Origin of the sequence: Maribacter spongiicola (genome assembly GCF_052119685.1) — a bacterium.
Taxonomy (GTDB): Bacteria; Bacteroidota; Bacteroidia; order Flavobacteriales; family Flavobacteriaceae; genus Maribacter; species Maribacter spongiicola_A.
In genome coordinates this window covers 365,731-383,029 of sequence record NZ_JBGQOO010000003.1, presented here as the reverse complement: position 1 = coordinate 383,029, position 17,299 = coordinate 365,731, and the positions used below count along the sequence as shown (strand labels likewise).

Annotated in this window: 13 protein-coding genes; 7 read left to right on the top strand and 6 right to left on the bottom strand. The window is 34.9% G+C overall.

The genetic code is table 11. The features are described 5' to 3' along the window. On the bottom strand, positions 1 to 587 hold a 587-nt coding region (locus tag ACEN2N_RS08085), incomplete at its 3' end, for an IS110 family transposase (protein ID WP_441823847.1). 318 nt (positions 588 to 905) lie between these two features. On the opposite strand from ACEN2N_RS08085, the gene ACEN2N_RS08080 reads away from it, so the two are divergent. The 5 genes from ACEN2N_RS08080 (at position 906) to ACEN2N_RS08060 (ending at position 4,806) form a co-directional block, all read left to right on the top strand. Continuing rightward, complete coding sequence (locus ACEN2N_RS08080) at positions 906 to 1,130, top strand: hypothetical protein (protein ID WP_441823846.1); 225 nt, start codon at positions 906 to 908, stop codon at positions 1,128 to 1,130. A 12-nt stretch (positions 1,131 to 1,142) separates the two neighbouring features. Further along, the gene (locus ACEN2N_RS08075) at positions 1,143 to 1,823 is read left to right on the top strand and encodes a hypothetical protein (RefSeq protein ID WP_441823845.1); all 681 of its coding nucleotides are present in this window, start codon (positions 1,143 to 1,145) and stop codon (positions 1,821 to 1,823) included. Between the two features lie 267 nt (positions 1,824 to 2,090). Further along, positions 2,091 to 3,935: a hypothetical protein gene (locus ACEN2N_RS08070; protein WP_441823844.1), complete on the top strand. Its 1,845-nt coding sequence runs from the start codon at positions 2,091 to 2,093 to the stop codon at positions 3,933 to 3,935. Positions 3,936 to 4,249: 314 nt separating this feature from the next. Next, a complete protein-coding gene (locus tag ACEN2N_RS08065; protein WP_282048613.1) occupies positions 4,250 to 4,543 on the top strand; it encodes a Bor family protein in 294 nt (97 codons plus the stop codon). A 59-nt stretch (positions 4,544 to 4,602) separates the two neighbouring features. Then, positions 4,603 to 4,806, top strand: a complete 204-nt coding sequence (locus ACEN2N_RS08060) for a hypothetical protein (protein WP_441823843.1) — start codon at positions 4,603 to 4,605, stop codon at positions 4,804 to 4,806. Positions 4,807 to 4,842: 36 nt separating this feature from the next. Here the strand turns inward: ACEN2N_RS08060 and ACEN2N_RS08055 are convergent, their stop codons facing one another. After that, positions 4,843 to 6,183: a sugar porter family MFS transporter gene (locus ACEN2N_RS08055; RefSeq protein ID WP_441823842.1), complete on the bottom strand. Its 1,341-nt coding sequence runs from the start codon at positions 6,181 to 6,183 to the stop codon at positions 4,843 to 4,845. Positions 6,184 to 6,298: 115 nt separating this feature from the next. Between ACEN2N_RS08055 and ACEN2N_RS08050 the strand changes: the two genes are divergently transcribed. Then, on the top strand, positions 6,299 to 7,009 hold the full coding sequence (locus ACEN2N_RS08050; RefSeq protein ID WP_441823841.1) for an SDR family oxidoreductase: 711 nt from the start codon (positions 6,299 to 6,301) through the stop codon (positions 7,007 to 7,009). A gap of 2 nt (positions 7,010 to 7,011) precedes the next feature. Here the strand turns inward: ACEN2N_RS08050 and ACEN2N_RS08045 are convergent, their stop codons facing one another. From ACEN2N_RS08045 to ACEN2N_RS08030, 4 genes are all read right to left on the bottom strand, one after another. Continuing rightward, positions 7,012 to 9,756, bottom strand: a complete 2,745-nt coding sequence (locus ACEN2N_RS08045) for a PD-(D/E)XK nuclease family protein (protein WP_441823840.1) — start codon at positions 9,754 to 9,756, stop codon at positions 7,012 to 7,014. A 71-nt stretch (positions 9,757 to 9,827) separates the two neighbouring features. Next, positions 9,828 to 11,171, bottom strand: a complete 1,344-nt coding sequence (locus ACEN2N_RS08040; protein ID WP_424003476.1) for an OmpA family protein — start codon at positions 11,169 to 11,171, stop codon at positions 9,828 to 9,830. 113 nt (positions 11,172 to 11,284) lie between these two features. Then, a complete protein-coding gene (gene kbl, locus ACEN2N_RS08035; protein ID WP_441823839.1) occupies positions 11,285 to 12,478 on the bottom strand; it encodes a glycine C-acetyltransferase in 1,194 nt (397 codons plus the stop codon). A 6-nt stretch (positions 12,479 to 12,484) separates the two neighbouring features. Further along, the gene (locus ACEN2N_RS08030) at positions 12,485 to 15,580 is read right to left on the bottom strand and encodes a UvrD-helicase domain-containing protein (RefSeq protein ID WP_441823838.1); all 3,096 of its coding nucleotides are present in this window, start codon (positions 15,578 to 15,580) and stop codon (positions 12,485 to 12,487) included. 119 nt (positions 15,581 to 15,699) lie between these two features. On the opposite strand from ACEN2N_RS08030, the gene ACEN2N_RS08025 reads away from it, so the two are divergent. Then, positions 15,700 to 16,308: a superoxide dismutase gene (locus ACEN2N_RS08025; RefSeq protein ID WP_441823837.1), complete on the top strand. Its 609-nt coding sequence runs from the start codon at positions 15,700 to 15,702 to the stop codon at positions 16,306 to 16,308. Positions 16,309 to 17,299 lie beyond the last annotated feature (991 nt).

Below are 17,299 nucleotides of genomic sequence, written 5' to 3'. Positions count from 1 at the left end.
GATGTCAACAAGGTCAATTGCTCCTGTTGGTCCTCTTTCACCAATGATAGAATCTTTGATTCGATAGCAGCAACCTCTTTATTTAGCTGTTTCTTGTTACGTATCAAGGAACGATAAACAAACTTTGAGGGTATGCCCAGAACAGCTTCCCCATGTATTTTGTTCTTGGTTGCGGTACGTTGTTTTAGATAGGTATCCAATAACCGGAACAACTGTAAACATTCGCTCTGGGTATCCGTCAAGGCATTGTAAATAGGAACCTCGTTGATAAGGGCATACTCACATATAGCCTTGGCATCGCTCTTGTCCGTTTTTACCTTGGCAAGTTTCATTTGAATAAAACGTTTGACAGATAATGGGTTTACTACTGAAACTATTACTCCATTTTTGTAAAGAAACTGGGCAAGTCTATAATGATAGTAACCGGTAGCTTCCATAACGACCAATGAACCTTTGGGTAATTCCTTAAGGTATTTCTTGAACCCCGTTTCATTGTTCTTATACTGGTCGTGGCCTGTTTTACTACCATGTACATCAAAGACATCTTTACTGATGTCAACTCCAAAAGTTTCTTTATATTTATTCATAAGAAATGTTTTATGAAAGAACCAGCTACTTCTGCTCACAACAACTTGAAAACGAGATCTAAAGTCTCACAGAACTGAACGTGATTTAAGTAGTAAAAGAGAGAGGATTATCAATGTTGTCGAAGTCTGAAGCTTCACCGTATATAGTAACCTTAATTCTCTCTTTTGTTCTTTCTAGTTATATCAACAATTTACTGAGAATCAAACTTAAGATGTATAAAAAACAGGCTAATTTATTATAGTGTCTAACTTTATGGGCTGTGCCTGTCGCCCGATTTTTTATACTAGACGTTGTGCGCAATATCAAATCACATCCAAATGGAATTAGAAAAAGACCGAATAATTGTTGCAAGTGATGTTCAACGTGACGGAATTGGGATTGAAGTTTATCGGAACAATGAATTGATTACTGAGATATTCCGTAGTGACTCCAAAAAAACGAGAACTATTAGAACTTTTAAAGAAAATGTTTCTCTCGAGTTAATGGAGGAATCCATTACTAAATTTAAAAAAGAAATTCCTTGGGAATACATTAGCCACTAACCATAAAAAGATATGGATAACGAAAAAAAGAAAGAAATTGGTTATGCGCTTGCAAAAGCTGGCTTTGGTTCAATTCCAGTTGTTGGAGCTGCCGCCTCAGAATTATTACAACTTTTAGTTACACCGCCAATAGAGAAAAGAAGAACAGATTGGATGAATCAAATTGGGGTAAGACTAAAAGATTTAGAAGATAAAAAGTTACTTGCTTTAGAGAGTTTACCAGAAAATGAAAAATTTATTGATGTTGTATTGCAAACAACTCAAGAAGCTATAAAAACGAGTGAAAAAGAGAAAATTGAATATTTCAGAAATGCCATACTCAATACTGCTGTTGGTCTAAACCCTGACTCCTCAGAAATACAAATATTTTTGAAATTTGTTTCAGATTTCACCGTCTGGCATATCAAAATTTTGAAATTATTTAACGACCCTAAAGAATGGTTTGAGAAAAACGAAAAAGAAATTCCAAATTATATGTCATCGGGTCTTTCAAGTATTCTGAGTTTGGCATATCCAGAATTGAAAGGAAGAAGGGAGTTTTATGATTTAATATGGGACGACCTTCACAGAGCTGGACTTCACAAAACAAGTGGCTTGCACGTATCAATGACCGGTTCTGGATTAATGGTGCCGAGAACTACAGAGTTTGGAAAAAGCTTTTTAAAATTCATAACGGAAAGCCCAACTGAATAAAAAACTATGCAAAACAAAGAACTGAGCTCAAAAACAAACAAATTCTAGCGCTACTTATCCACGTTGCTTCTATCAAAATTTATAACATTTAGCGATTAGGTAGTACGGCTATTTTAAATAGATTACGGGTTACCGTAATTCTACATTGAAGAAAAATACTACCTTGTTGTTCGGTTCTAAAACACTACTTCCCCCTGCCGTTTTAGAAGCAATAATGAATTGATTATATTTCCATTGTGGAGTAATCAAAACAAAGTAATTAGTCATATGAAACTAGAAAGTATACTTGATAGATTAGGCTCTATTGAAAAGAATTCATTTATAAAGATTATTGATAATATCATTTCAAAAAATCCAAAAAACGGTAAAGAGATTGAAAAGATTTTAAGTAGTTCTGATAAAGGTTTAAAATCAGTTGATAATCAAAATATTTCCACAATTTTCAACTTAACATCTTCAGAGTTCAAAGGCTATATCGAATGTGAATTTCAAGAAATCACATCTCAACTAGATATTTTAATTGATATAATTATTAGAGATGGTAATTGTATAATGAAACAAGATTGGTTCTCAAGACTATACGAAACCGAAATTAAAAACCTAAAAAATAAGATTAAAGGTCTTAATTCCGATTTTGAAGATGATAAATCAGAGTTAAGTCCTCTTAGGAAGAGAGACTACAAAATTTATAAATCCTGTTTGCATACAGCATATCAGAATGACATTGAGCATAATAGAGATGCTAAAATAACTTCTGATGAGCTCTCTATAATTCTAACATTAGCAAAGCAATTAGGACTATCGCAAGAGGAGGTTAAGTTGATGAATTATTCAATTATTCCTGTTAAAAAATTAGACATACAAGAAGTAATAAAAAGTCTTAAAAATATAGGTGTGATATTTTATTCTAATAAAGAAAACACGATTTATGTAGCAGATGAAATGGTTCGATTATTAAGAACTATAAGAAAGAAAGAGATTGCTACAAAGTTTTATAGAAGAACATTAAAATTACTTAGAGACCCGATAATAAACCAAATAGCAAGAGACCATAATATTGACAGAAAATTATCGTCTGCCCAAAAAATTGAAGAGATAATTAAGGAGGGTGTTTCATTTACTAGTTTGCTATTAGAAGATATCTACAAGCCAGGAAGTACCTTGACCGAAAAGAAGAAAACTTTAAATGAACTTTGCGAGAAAGGCTTAAATATTGGAAATCTAAAAGGAAATATTTTAGAAGATAAAATTGGGAGTTTAATTCAACATTTTGAAAATGTAGAACGTGACGAAAAAGTCGGAATATCTTTAGATGGTTTTGACAAACTACTAGTTGAATTAAATCAATCTTTACCTAAATTAAATAAAGAAATCAGAGCTCAATTTGAGTTACAAGACGAATTTGTTTTAAAGGGCGATTACTTATTAGACTACAACATTAAGCCTAGAGATATATTGGACTTAGTATTAAAATCTGATTTGACAAAGTTCATAAAAGACAATGGAATTAAGCAAAGAGGTGATGATATTTTAAATATTCTGGAACATTATAAAGATGTTGAGAATCTGTATTTAGAAAATTATTCTAATGTAGCTTTTAGAGATTTAAACTTGTTAAAAGAGAATGGCATTACTGTCAAAGAAAGTGAGCTAGGTTTGAAATTTGAAGAGTTGACGAAGGTAATTTTCAAAGGGCTTGGTTTTAATATAGATGATACTTTAAAACGAAAAATAAATACTCAAAATGATATGATTGATATCCTTTTGAATCTTGGGAACGAGGAGATTATTATTGTTGAATGCAAGACTAGTAAAGAAAAAGGGTATAATAAATTCAGCGCTGTCTCAAGGCAATTAAAATCTTATCAAAATTTAGCTTTAAAAAATAATCTGCGTATTGTTAAGATTCTATTAGTTGCTCCAGAATTCAGTGATGACTTTGTTACAGATTGTGAAATGGATACTGAAATGAATTTATCACTTCTAACAGCAACTACGCTGGCTAAAATTTTAGAATCTTTTAAAGGCTCCAATTACACTGAATTTCCTCATGTATTATTTAGAGATATTGTTATTAATGAAGAAAGAATTTTAAAGGCATTGAGTAAGTGACAATTTAATTTAAATAGATAGTTTCTGATAATTCTCATTATGGGTGTCTTTTTGCCTTCCTAACTATACCCAATCTAAATTATTTAGCAACCCATTAAGCATCAAACACTTAATTTAGCGATATTTTATCCGTTTAAAACTTACCTTTTTTTGTAAGAAAGTATTCACTGGTAATTCTTAACTTTCCCCTTTATATAAGTAGTTGCGAATAGTTTTGTTCCCCCAATAAAATTTATGAAATACTATGTAAATACTTCATTGTCAAGGCTCAAAATGAGTAATTATATTAATGTTTAATTTTAAATTTTAAAAGAATGAAAAATTCAATGAAAATGATGGCAATCGCTTTTGCTTCATCAATTTTATTAACATCATGTTATTCTTACACAAGTGTTGTAGGTAGTGGTGCTCAAGGTAACAGTGAAACTACAGAATGGAATCATTATGTAATTTACGGTTTGGCTCCAGTAGGTGTTTCTGATTCTAAGGCTATGGCTGGTGGTGCAGAAAATTACACAGTTACTACTAGACAATCATTTGTTAATGGTTTAGTTTCTGCAATTACTTTTGGTATTTATACGCCAACAACTACAACAGTTACTAAATAATTCAATTACAAAAGGGAGGTTGTTTTAAGTAACATCCTCCCTTTTATTATTTTCATATCATGAAAAAAATTATCTTTTACATTGCTGCAGTTTTCGCCTTTTTTATGTTGATTAATATAGCAAGCATTCTCATATCTGACTTTAGTAGACTTACCGAATATGGGTTTGGCTATTTAGCTGGTAAAGTGATACAATTTGTCTTGTTTGTAACTGTTGCGATTCTTTTAAGAAAACAAGTTTTTAAACCTGCTATAGAATCGTAATTACGATGCTATTCCGTAATTAAGAGTAGCGGTATGCTACTCCTTCACCAATTCCTTACTCAATTCCTCTAAAGAAACTCCTTTGGTTTCCGGCATTTTGGTAATTGCCCAAATAAGCTGCAATACCATCATGGCGCAGAAGAAATAGTAGATATACCACACTTGATCCTTTAATATACCTTGTGCGCTGTCTAAGAAAAACGGAGTAATCAATGTAATGATCGCTGCAAATACCCAGTGTATACTAACACCCCAAGATTGCCCGTATGCACGCACGCTGTTAGGGAATATCTCTGAGATAAACACCCAAATTACAGCTCCTTGCCCAATAGCATGAGAGGCAACAAAAGTACAAATGAAGGTAAGGGTTAGGGTAGAGCCTAAATCCATCTGAAAACAGAGTCCCACCATTATCAAGCTAATAATATAGCCAATAGATCCAATGATGATCAATTGTCGTCTTCCTAATTTATCTAACAATCGTATACCGATAAAAGTAAATATTAGATTTACGGCACCGATGGCAATAGAATTAAATAGCGATTCTTTACCGCCCAAGCCCGCTTGTTCTAATATTTCAGGGGCATAATACAGCACAAAGTTAATACCCGATAATTGATTGAAAAAAGCAATAAAAAAGGCTAGATAAAGCACCTTCGAATATTTTTTTTGAAAAAGACGTTCACTTTTGGTAGAATGTTTAAGGTCAGTTTTTATTTCTGCCAATTGCTGTGCAGCCTTTTCTCCTGGGTGTATAATCTCTAGTATTTTCAAAGCAGCGGCATCATCCCTTTTATGCAGTGCCAACCATCTTGGACTTTCTGGTACTGTGAATACCATTGCAGTGTATATAAATGCCGGTATGGCCTCTACGCCCAACATCCAACGCCAATCATTTATTCCGTCAAAACCTTTTAACAGCCAGTTAGAGACAAAGGCGATTAAAATACCGAATACCAACCAGAATTGGTACAGCCCTACCATTTTACCACGATTTTCTTTCGAGGTAATCTCAGAAATATAAATAGGGGCGGCAACGGTTGAAATACCTACGCCTACACCACCAATAAAACGAAATGCCGAGAACGAATAGGGGTCTTGTGCCAATGCAGAGCCTATGGCAGAAACCAAAAATAGAATACCGACCCAAAGTAAGGTCTTTTTACGACCCAGGTTTTTGGTGGGTATACCACCAAACAGAGAACCGAATACAGTACCCCACAGCGCCATACTCATGATAAAAGTTCCATGAAAAAGCGGAGAAGTGTTCCACAATTGTTTTATAGGTTCGTTTGCCCCGCTGATAACTACGGTATCAAATCCGAATAAAAATCCTGCGAGGGCCACGGTAATGGACCATACGATAATTCTGTTCATTGTTGAGTGTTAAGTTGTTGTTAAATATAATGAATGAAAACCACAAAATCGTAACCTTTTGGGTTAACAAAAAAATCAAAGAATTGGTAACTTGTGATAATTATAAAATTGAACGATGAAAGATTTGAAAAATAAAGTAGCCTACATTACAGGAGGCACGAAAGGTATTGGTTTTGCTGTAGCACAAACACTGCTAGGACAGGGTATGAGAGTTGCAATTAGTGGTCGATCTCAGGAAAGTGTAGACAAGGCACTTGAGGATTTTAATACTGATGCAGTTTTAGGAATTGTTTCTGATGTTGCTAAAATAGCAGATGAGAAAAATGCCGTTTCTAAAATTATGGACAAATGGGGTCAGTTAGATGTTGTTTTGGCAAATGCCGGTGTTGGTAATTTTGCACCAGTTGATCAGATGACAGAAGAAGAGTGGCACCAGATGATAGATATTAACCTAAGTGGAGTGTTTCATACGCTAAAGGCAACTGTAGAAAGTTTAAAGAAAACAGAAGGTTATTACATTACGTTGGCTAGTTTGGCAGGTACAAACTTCTTTGCACAAGGTGCAGGGTACAATGCTTCTAAATTTGGTGTAGTTGGTTTTACACAAGCTGCAATGCTAGATCTTAGACAGTACGGTATAAAGGTTTCTACGATTATGCCGGGTTCTGTGGCAACACATTTTAACCATAATGAGCCAGGGGATAAAGATGCATGGAAAATTCAACCTGAGGACATTGGTGAATTGGTGTTGGATCTATTGAAGATGAACGAAAGAACCTTACCTAGTAAAATAGAGGTAAGGCCAACAAGACCAGACAAGAAGTAAGCTTACACTTCTTTTTCTGTAAACGGAATGTCAGCATTACAGATTTCTGTAATTAGCTGACCTAGTATCTGCTCGAAATCAGAAATGACCTCATTAGTAATGATGTTATTTTTACTGGTTGATCGGGCAGATTCTTTTTGTGCAAATAACAACGTGCCCTCTGCAAAATTCTTTAGTGAAATTATACCTGCTTGAATAGATAAGTTTTCTGCGGGATGGGTTTTAGAATACATTAATCCGTAGCAAAGCAATTGAAACGCTTTACTATATTGATATTCTTCGGTTAGTATATCCCAATCCACAATTTCTACGTTACGGCGTTCTACCTTTCCGGTTTTATAATCTATGATACGGGTAATTCCGTCATATTCATCTACACGGTCTAACTTTCCTTGTAAGATGATGGGGAAATTTAATCCGGCAACCTCTAAAGGTACCGACAGCGCTTGCTCTAAAGCAAGAATGGTAATACTATGGTCGGCAAGTTCTTTAACCTCGACATCGATAAACGTTTGTATGTATTTAAGAATAACATGAAAAGAAATGTAGTTTTTGCCAGAACTGATGTTTCCGTCTTTGAAAGTTTTTTCAAAATTCTTAGCAACGATATTAGGTATGTGCTTTCGGATTCCGTTTAGTAAATCGGGCGTTAGTTCTTTGTTGATTAACGGAGTATACAATTCTTCTAAACTATCGTGTACAATGGTACCAAAAGTATTGGGTGCTAAAGTCTCTTCTACTTGTAAAACCTCGTTGATATTTAATAAATTCTGTTTGTAGAAATCGATAGGGTTTCTAATGTAATTACTGAGCGAACTAGGTGAAAAACCTTTTCTCGCTTTGTCTTGAATAAGGGCTACTAGCGAAGGAGTTTTTTCAATCTGTTCAATTTCTTTGGTAATAGGCTGTATAGTCGGGGTGGCAATAAAAGATTTAATATCGTTTCTATTGTCATCGGTCAATAATTGTGTAATCAATCGACTTCGCTCTCCGCCTTCTAATGCATCTGGTTCTGTGTTGTAGAGTATATATACATTTTTGGCACGTTGTAGTAAACGATAGAAGTGATACGTATAAACAGCATCTTTCTCTTTGTAGGTCGGTAATCGGTTTTTGATTTTTAGGTCGTACGGAATAAATGAATTGTTAGACTTACCCGATGGCAAAACACCTTCGTTGACAGAGGTGATAATGATGGTTTCAAAATCTAACAAGCGACTTTCTAGCATTCCCATAATCTGAATACCTTCAATAGGGTTACCTTGAAAATCTAAAGTTTCTGAGCTTAATAGCTGTGAAAACAGATGTTTTAAACTTTTAAGATTATTGATGTAGGTAAAACTGGTACATAAATCTTTCAGTTGATTAAATAGGGTGAAAAACTTGTATAGCTGTTCTAATAATAAAGAATTCTGCTTGACAACCTCAATAACCCGAATCGACTGAATCAGCGCTAAAAAATTATCAATAAACCGATTCGGATTATTTTTTACATCTTCGAAAAGTAATGTAATGGTACCATTATCTGGTAATAGTTCACGTATTTGTGCATTAGTGATGTATGACCAGTTATTTGTTTTAATTTTTGATATTAAAAGCTCTGTAGAGACTTGATTTGCGTCAAATAATAGTACGGCATACGAATGTGTCAAAAGATTAAGTAAGTGGTTGTAGAACCATCCTTTTTCTGTCTTTTGTTCGTGAAACTCTATAAGGTTGGTAAAAAAGCTCGCTAGTGTTGTAGAGGCTAGTTTTTGACCCATTGTAATATTCGTAGCAGGTATATTATCGGGTATTGAATTCAGTAAAGGGTTTAGCAATTCTTCATTACCCAAAACAATTGCGGCATTACGTAACGAATCTGGTGAGTCGTTCTGAATTTTGTACAGTAAATCGCCTACATAATTTACTTGAGAGATGTTTTTAGGCACCCCAATAATTTCAATATGCTTTTCGGTATTGTAGTAATTGGTGAGTCCCGCAAGAGGTTTTCCTTTTAGAACAGCCCAAGTATCTTGGTAGTTTCTTATAAAGTAACCGGCGTCATGAATGTTGTCTTGCAAAAAGTAGGGGTCAATGTCCCAGTAGATTGATGAATCTGTTTTTTCAAGAATAGTCTGTATTAGAATACTCTCTGCAGTATTCAAGGCATTAAAGCCAAGAAATATATGTTTTTTGTTGGTTGAATTTAGATAGTTAGGTAATTCCGATACCGATGTTTTGTAAATGAGTCCCTGATGACCGAGTCCCTGTTCTAGTAACCTACCATTGAATTGATGGTAGATGTCTTCTAAATACCTCCAGAAGTGAAGGTAGTTTTCAATCATTTCAGAATTATCAGGATTTAATGACCAGTGGTTGACTTCTTGTATGGCGGCAACGTTTTGGTATAGGGTAGAAGCGTCAACTAAGTAACGGTCTACTTCATTAAAATCTTGTAATAGTATTTGTCCCCATTTTAAAAAAGAATCGAAAGATTCCTTTTCATAATCGCCGACTTTTAAATAGGCATTATAGAGTTCAAATAATTGTGTGGTAGTATTTGCGGTTACAAGGTTAGAAACCTTTTCAATGAAATCTTCTATACTATAGATTTCAGGTGCAAGTACGGTTTGTGTTAGTGATTGTGAAAGTGTTTTTTTAAGAAATACACCTGCACGTTTACTGGGTAGAATAAAAATTACCTTACCAGTATCTGGATTATTCTTTAAAACGTCTTGTACTATATCTTTTATAAAGCTCTGCATTGTGTAAAAATAAAAAAGCTCCGCAATAATGCGGAGCTTTTATTTATTAAAACACTTAGGTTTTTATAAACTTATTTTACTAAGTTGATTTCTACCCTTCTGTTTTGAGTTCTACCAGCTCTAGTATTGTTAGTAGCCATAGGCTTAGACTCACCATAACCAACTGCAGATAATCTAAACTCTTCGATTCCTTTGTCAACTAAGAATTCTTTTACAGAAAGAGCTCTTGACTCAGAAAGACTTTGGTTTAATTTTTCGCTACCTACGCTATCAGTATGACCTTCAACAGTAAACTTAGCGTTAGGGTATTCTTTAAGGATTGTGATAATGTCAACCATTACAGAAGTAGACTCAGCTTTGATAGAAGATTTACCAGTATCAAATAAGATAGTTCTAGCGTAATCATTCAATTGCTTTTGAACTTCTTCAGTTACTTCAGGACAACCAGCGTTAGCTACGGTACCAGCAACATCTGGACATTGATCATCTTTATCAAGTACACCGTCACCGTCTTTATCAGCCCAAGGACAACCTTTGTTTTCAGCAGGACCAGCTTCAGAAGGACAAGCGTCATCTTTATCAGCAACACCATCACCATCAGCATCAGGACAACCAGCTAAAGCAGGAAGACCAGCTTCGTTTGGACAAGCATCATCTTTATCAGCAACACCGTCACCGTCAGCATCAGGACATCCGTTCATTTCTTTAGAACCAGCTTCGTTAGGACAAGCATCTTTGCTGTCTTCGATACCATCGCCGTCAGAATCAGGACAACCGTTGAATGCTTCAAGACCAGCAACTTCTGGACAAGCATCATCTTTATCATAAATACCATCACCATCAGTGTCAGTACCACCAAATTTAACTGAAATACCAGCTAAGTGTTGGAAATGAGTAACACCGTAATCTTCGAAAGCATGCTTGTAAGTAGATTGTAATGTAAGACCTAAGTTTTCAGTAAACCAAATGTTTAGACCAAGACCACCATTAACTGTACCTGCACCGATTTCATCAACCCAAGTATAACCACCACCAATCTCTACGAAAGGATCAAGAACGGTTTGTTTTTTAATTAAATCATATTTAATTGTACCATCAATAGCATAATGAGAAAGATCGTCAACGCTAGTATCTCCTATTTTGCTAATCTTGTTTAAAGAACCTCTAGCACCAACAGAGAAACCATCTCCGATTGATTTAGATACTCCTACATAAGAAATAGAAGGTAAAATGTTCCAGTGATCGTTCACATTAAAGAATTCGTTACCGAAAGAACTTACATCCGAAGTAGGATATACGTCAATGGCATTAACCCCAAATTGCACTTGCCAAGGGTTATTCTCGTCTTGCGCTTGTATGCTGTTGATACCTACTACAAGTAGGGCAACTGCCAATAATTTGCTAAGATGTTTCATGTATTAAATTTTAAGTTTAAGTGTTTATTAGCTGCAAATGTAACTTGTTAAATATTATTAACAAAATCAATTTCCTATTTTTTTTAATGCATTTAATAGATTAAATATTGCATTTAAACGATTTTAAGTTCTTTACCTACCTCAGTAAACGCTTTTATGGCACTATCTAAATGCTCAATCGTATGTGCTGCGGACAGTTGTACACGTATGCGCGCTTTACCTTTAGGTACCACAGGATAGAAAAATCCGATTACATAAATTCCTCTTTCCAGTAATTTATTTGCCATGTCCTGCGATAATTTTGCGTCATATAGCATTACAGGTACAATTGCAGAATCCCCTTCAACGATGTCAAAACCCGCCGCTTTGATGCCTTTTTTGAAATATTCAGTATTTTCTTGCAATTTATCTCGTAGAGAAGTATCGTTCTCTAGCATGTCGAATACCTTAATAGATGCACCAACTATGGCAGGTGCTAATGAGTTAGAAAACAAATAAGGTCTAGAGCGTTGTCTTAATAAGGTGATAATTTCTTTTTTACCGGTAGTATAACCACCCATGGCACCACCTAGGGCTTTACCTAAGGTACCTGTAATAATGTCGATCCTGCCCATTACCCCTTTTTCTTCTAAGGTTCCTATTCCTTTAGCACCTATAAATCCGGTGGCATGGCATTCATCGATCATGACCAAAGCATCGTACTTATCGGCTAAGTCACATATTTTATCTAAAGGTGCTACTATTCCATCCATAGAGAATACACCATCGGTAACAATAATCTTAAAGCGTGCACCGTCTTCGTTCGCTTTTATAAGTTGCGCTTCTAGATCTTGCATGTCGCTATTGGCATAACGGTAGCGCATTGCTTTACATAGGCGTACACCATCAATAATAGAGGCATGATTTAATGAATCTGAAATTATAGCATCCTCTGCATTCAACAAAGGTTCGAACACTCCGCCGTTGGCATCAAAGGCAGCGGCATATAATATGGTATCTTCAGTACCATAGAAATGTGCGATTTTTTTCTCAAGTTCTTTATGTATGTCCTGAGTTCCACAAATGAAACGTACCGATGACATTCCAAACCCATGGGTATCCATGGTATCTTTAGCTGCTTGTATAACATCGGTGTGAGATGATAGCCCTAAATAGTTGTTCGCGCAAAAATTTATAACCTCTTGCCCGGTGTTGATTTTAATAACAGCATCTTGCGGAGAAACAATAATCCGTTCTTCTTTAAAGAGACCGTCATTTTTAATATTCTCAATTTCTTGCTGTAAATGTTCTTTGATTTTTCCGTACATATTCCTTTATATATAATCTAGTTCTATTTCAGTATTAATATACACAATGATTTTGTGGTCTATAGTGTAGCCCATATTCGAAAAACTTTGGGCATACGTATTTACTTGATGGTGGTATTTAGGGTTTCGCTCACCGGTTTTGTAATCTATAATCGTAGCATGTTGGTTTTTAAGTACTACCCTATCGGGTCTTTGTACGCTACCATCTGCCATTAATAGGTCGCGTTCGTTTAGTGCTTCAACATCGTTTTGGTAAAATTGGGTCAAATCTTTATGATAGATGACTTTTTTTACAATATTCCTAATAGTGGTCACTTCCTGTTCTTTAATTAATCCCTTCTGTAAAGCCATTTGTACAGCTCTATCTAAATCTTTAGTAGTGTAAATAGCACCTAATATATAATGTATAACGTTACCTTGATTGATGGCCACATCTAAACCTTCGTCCCAAAGGGTACCTGCTAAAGCAAGTATTTTAAAATCGGGCCTATTTTTGTTGGTATATATATAAGGTATAGTCAATTGATCGGTACTCGTATGGTTTTTTGATTCATTTATTGCAAAATTACCAAAGTCGTACGACAGTTTATCTTGTTGATATGCACCGATACTTTTTAGAAAGTGAATAAAGAGTCCCGAATAGTAATTGGGGTTATGGTCGCCTTTTTTATCTAGATTATTGGCACTGATTATAAATAGCGCATTCACCGCCCTGGTAAGTACCACATATAGCAGGTTAAATGCATCTAACTGTAGCTTTTGGTGGTCAATGTCATAGAGCAGCGACTCTATTTCGCCATATTCTTGAACCTCTTGTTTTTTATTAATAAGAACTTCGGAAAAGCCAAGGAATTCATTTTTGTTTACAGGAAGCCATAATTTTGGGTCGATCTCTTCGAACACGTTTGAATTGGCATAGGGGAAAATAACCACAGGAAACTCAAGACCTTTAGATTTGTGAATGGTCATAATCTGCACCGACTCAATATTCTCTGGAGTACTTATACTCGCCGAATTTCCTTTTTTGTCCCAATAATCTAGAAACGACTGCATGTCTGAGCCGTATTTTTGCTCTACATCAAAAACCAAATCCATAAAAGCAGATAAATGAGCATCTGAAGTGGGAATGAGGTCGAATATTTTAATGGCATAGGCCAAACCGTCAAATACGGAAGTTTGCCTAAGTTTAGAAGAATCAAAACCGTAGGTTTCTAAAAGGTGTATATCAAGTTTCCCTAAGTTTTCATAGATATAGGCGTGTTTATCATCTTTACCATCCGACAGAAATTTCAAAATTTCATATTGAATCTCTAATTCTGCAGGCTGAACCATATATCGAATAAGCTGAACCAAAAAAATGGTTTTGTCGCTCTCGCTAAGTAAAAGTGAATCTGAAGAAACCACGGGAATTTTATGCTGCATTAAAAAATCTGCAAGTAGTAGCCCGTGTTTCTTTTTTCTAATAATAATACAGATATCACTATATGAATACCCTTGCGCCAAGCAATTTTCAATGGTTGCCAATGTGTTTGCCGCATATTCATCGTCGGTATCTTCTTCTAATAAAGATATATTGACATAGCCACCAATTTTCTGGTTAGTTTCTTGTGTGTTGCCCAGTTTAAAGAATTCTTGATAAATGTCGTTCTCTAAAAACGGACTAATACTCTGAAAGAAGTTGTTATTAAAGTTGATGATCTCGGCGTAACTTCTATAGTTTCTAGGTAGGGTAACAAGTTCAGAAGGTATGGTAAATGGGTGCGTTTGGTGTGTGGCCAATTCAAGAAATTGTTCTGCCTTACCGCCGCGCCATCTATATATAGCTTGTTTTGGATCGCCTACTAAAAATAAAGACCCTGTGTTGCCAATCTCATCCTCACCTTCCATAGCACTACCAATGAGAGGAATAAGGTTTTCCCATTGCATTTGAGAAGTATCTTGAAATTCATCAATAAAATAATGACGATACTTTTCGCCCAAACGCTCATAAATAAAAGGTGCAGGCTGATCCTTGATCTCTTTTGCTATCAATGTATTAAATTCAGAAATAGACAATTGGTCTTTCTCCTCTTGAATAATCTTCAGTTCTTTTTGAATCGCATTTAATAGCGCAAAGGGGATTATGTTTCTGTTGATATTGGCAAACAATCCTCTTCTATAAATAAGTTTTTTTATACCCTGATAATAATGGAGAAGTTGCGGGGCTAAATCTGCGGGAGCATCTTTTATGGTGGTCTTTAAAATCTTGCCATCAATTAAATTTTCCTCTAGTTTATTATTGTATATCTGGGTTGGTGCAAAGGTACCTGCTACAATTTTTTTGAAATGATTAGGTAGGGTTTCCCTGGGGAAATCTTTAAAATCCAATCCCGTTGCTGTCATCACATTAAGAGCAGCGGTAGCAAGTTCAATAATTTCTTTTTCTAAACTTGTCGTTTGTTTTTTAAGATGACTTTGCAATTTTAAGAAATCGCCTAATTCTATATCTTTTAGGTGCTTTAAATGTTCGGCATTGTTTTCATCGAAAATAAGTTTACCGATTTTAAGAAGGTCGAAAGCGATATCCCAACTTCTATCATCTTCAATTTTCTCTAAGGCAAAATCTAAAAGTATTTTTGTAAACTCAGGATCTTCACCTGCTTTACTAATTACACGCTCAACAGCTTCTTGCAACAATAGATCTACATCAAGCACCACTTCAAAATTTTGCGGAATCTTTAAATCTTTCGCAAACGTTCTTATGAGTCTGTGTGTAAATTTATCAATGGTAGAAATATCGAAGAAAGCGTAATTGTGCAGAATCTGCTTTAATCTAAGTTTACTAAGAGCAGGCAACTCTTCAAAAGTGTACTTAGTTTCGCTTATAATGTCTATAAATAAAGGAGCAGCGTCTTCAATAGAAGTAGTCTTAGAAAACTCGAACAGACTATTTAATATTCTGTGTTTCATTTCATTTACCGCTTTATTGGTAAATGTTATAGCTAAAATTTTTCTAAAATTCTGCGGAGAATCAAGTATAATTTTCAGATATACCTTGGCTAGCGCATAGGTTTTACCTGATCCGGCAGATGCATTATATATGGTAAAAGAATTACTGGACACTGATTTTTACTGCAAATTAAGGAATCCTGTACAGTTCTTAACAAATTATTACATGAATATAAATGTTAAAACCCGTAACTTTGGTAGACAATTAATATTAATCTTAAAACACATAAATTATGGCTTTTGAACTACCAAAATTGTCTTACGCCTATGATGCTCTTGAGCCTCATATCGATGCAAGGACTATGGAAATACATCATACAAAACATCACCAAGGATATACATCTAAGTTAAACGCTGCTATCGAAGGTACTGACCTTGCTGGAAAGTCTATAGAAGCTATCTTAACTGAATTGGATATGAGCAACGGTGCTGTTAGAAATAATGGAGGCGGATTTTACAATCACTCATTATTCTGGACAATTTTATCACCAAACGGAGGCGGAAAGCCAACTGGTGAATTAGCTTCTGCAATTGATAGCGCTTTTGGTTCTTTTGATGTATTCAAAGATAAGTTTACAACTGCGGCTGGGACAAGATTTGGATCAGGTTGGGCATGGTTATGTGTTCATAAAGGTGGTAAAGTAGAAGTATGTTCTACACCAAATCAAGACAATCCATTAATGCCAGGAGTGGAATGTGGAGGTCAGCCAATTTTAGGTTTAGATGTATGGGAACATGCATATTACCTAAATTATCAAAACAAGAGACCAGATTATATTGAAGCATTTTTCAACATCATTAACTGGGATGAAGTTTCTAAATTATATGCGAGTAACAAATAAGTAAGTGTAGAAATACTCTTAACTATCTTGTAGGAAACCACTTATGATTATTTCATAGGTGGTTTTTTTTGGTTTTAAAATAGAAAAGGGCGGAGAAGTCTCCACCCTTTTCGTCCCAAATCTTACCATAAACTTAACCTACTTATGCTATGGCGAGACTAAATTACTGGTATTGAGTAAATAAAAAAAGGATTTTTAAGAAAAAATTAATCTTTTATTTAACTAAAGATGTTTTCTTGGGATTGGTCGTTGTGGGTAGCAGAATGTTTTATAACCCAATTGGTATAAAATAAAAAGACGGAGCATTGCTCCGTCTTTTCCCCAAATCTTACCATGAACTTAACCTACTTATGCTATGGTTCTGTAAATATATAGGCTTACGGGGTATTGTAAAAAGCTATTCGTTGTACGTCACAAACTTAGGTTGTACTACCGAATTGAAAAATTGAGGAGAAATATTCGTCTTTTGTGAAGTTGAAAATGGATGAAAAATAAAAAGACGAAGCAATGCTCCGTCTTTTCCCCAAATCTTACCATGAACTTAACCTACTTATGCTATGGTTCTGTAAAGGTAATATGCTTATTAAGAAATGTAAAAGGTATTAGTTGAACATCTCAAACTTTAGGTGTACTGCTAGAATTAGAAATTTAGAAGATTTTATCTTGTTGTGAGATTAGTAATGGGTGTAAAATAAAAAGACGGAGCATAGCTCCGTCCTTTTCCCCAAATCTTACCATGAACTTAACCTACTTATGCTATGGTTCTGTAAATGTAATAGGCTTGTTAAGAAATATAAAAGGTATTGGCTAAACGTCTCGTAATAACGTTAAAGAGAGCTTTTTGAAGAAACGGATTACAACTATATGGCGAGAAAAAAAATGACAAATAAAAAAGGTGGAGAAGTCTCCACCTTTTTTGCCCCAAATCTTACCATGAACTTAACCTACTTATGCTATGGTAGCTTTAAAAGTAGAGCTGCTTAATTCAATA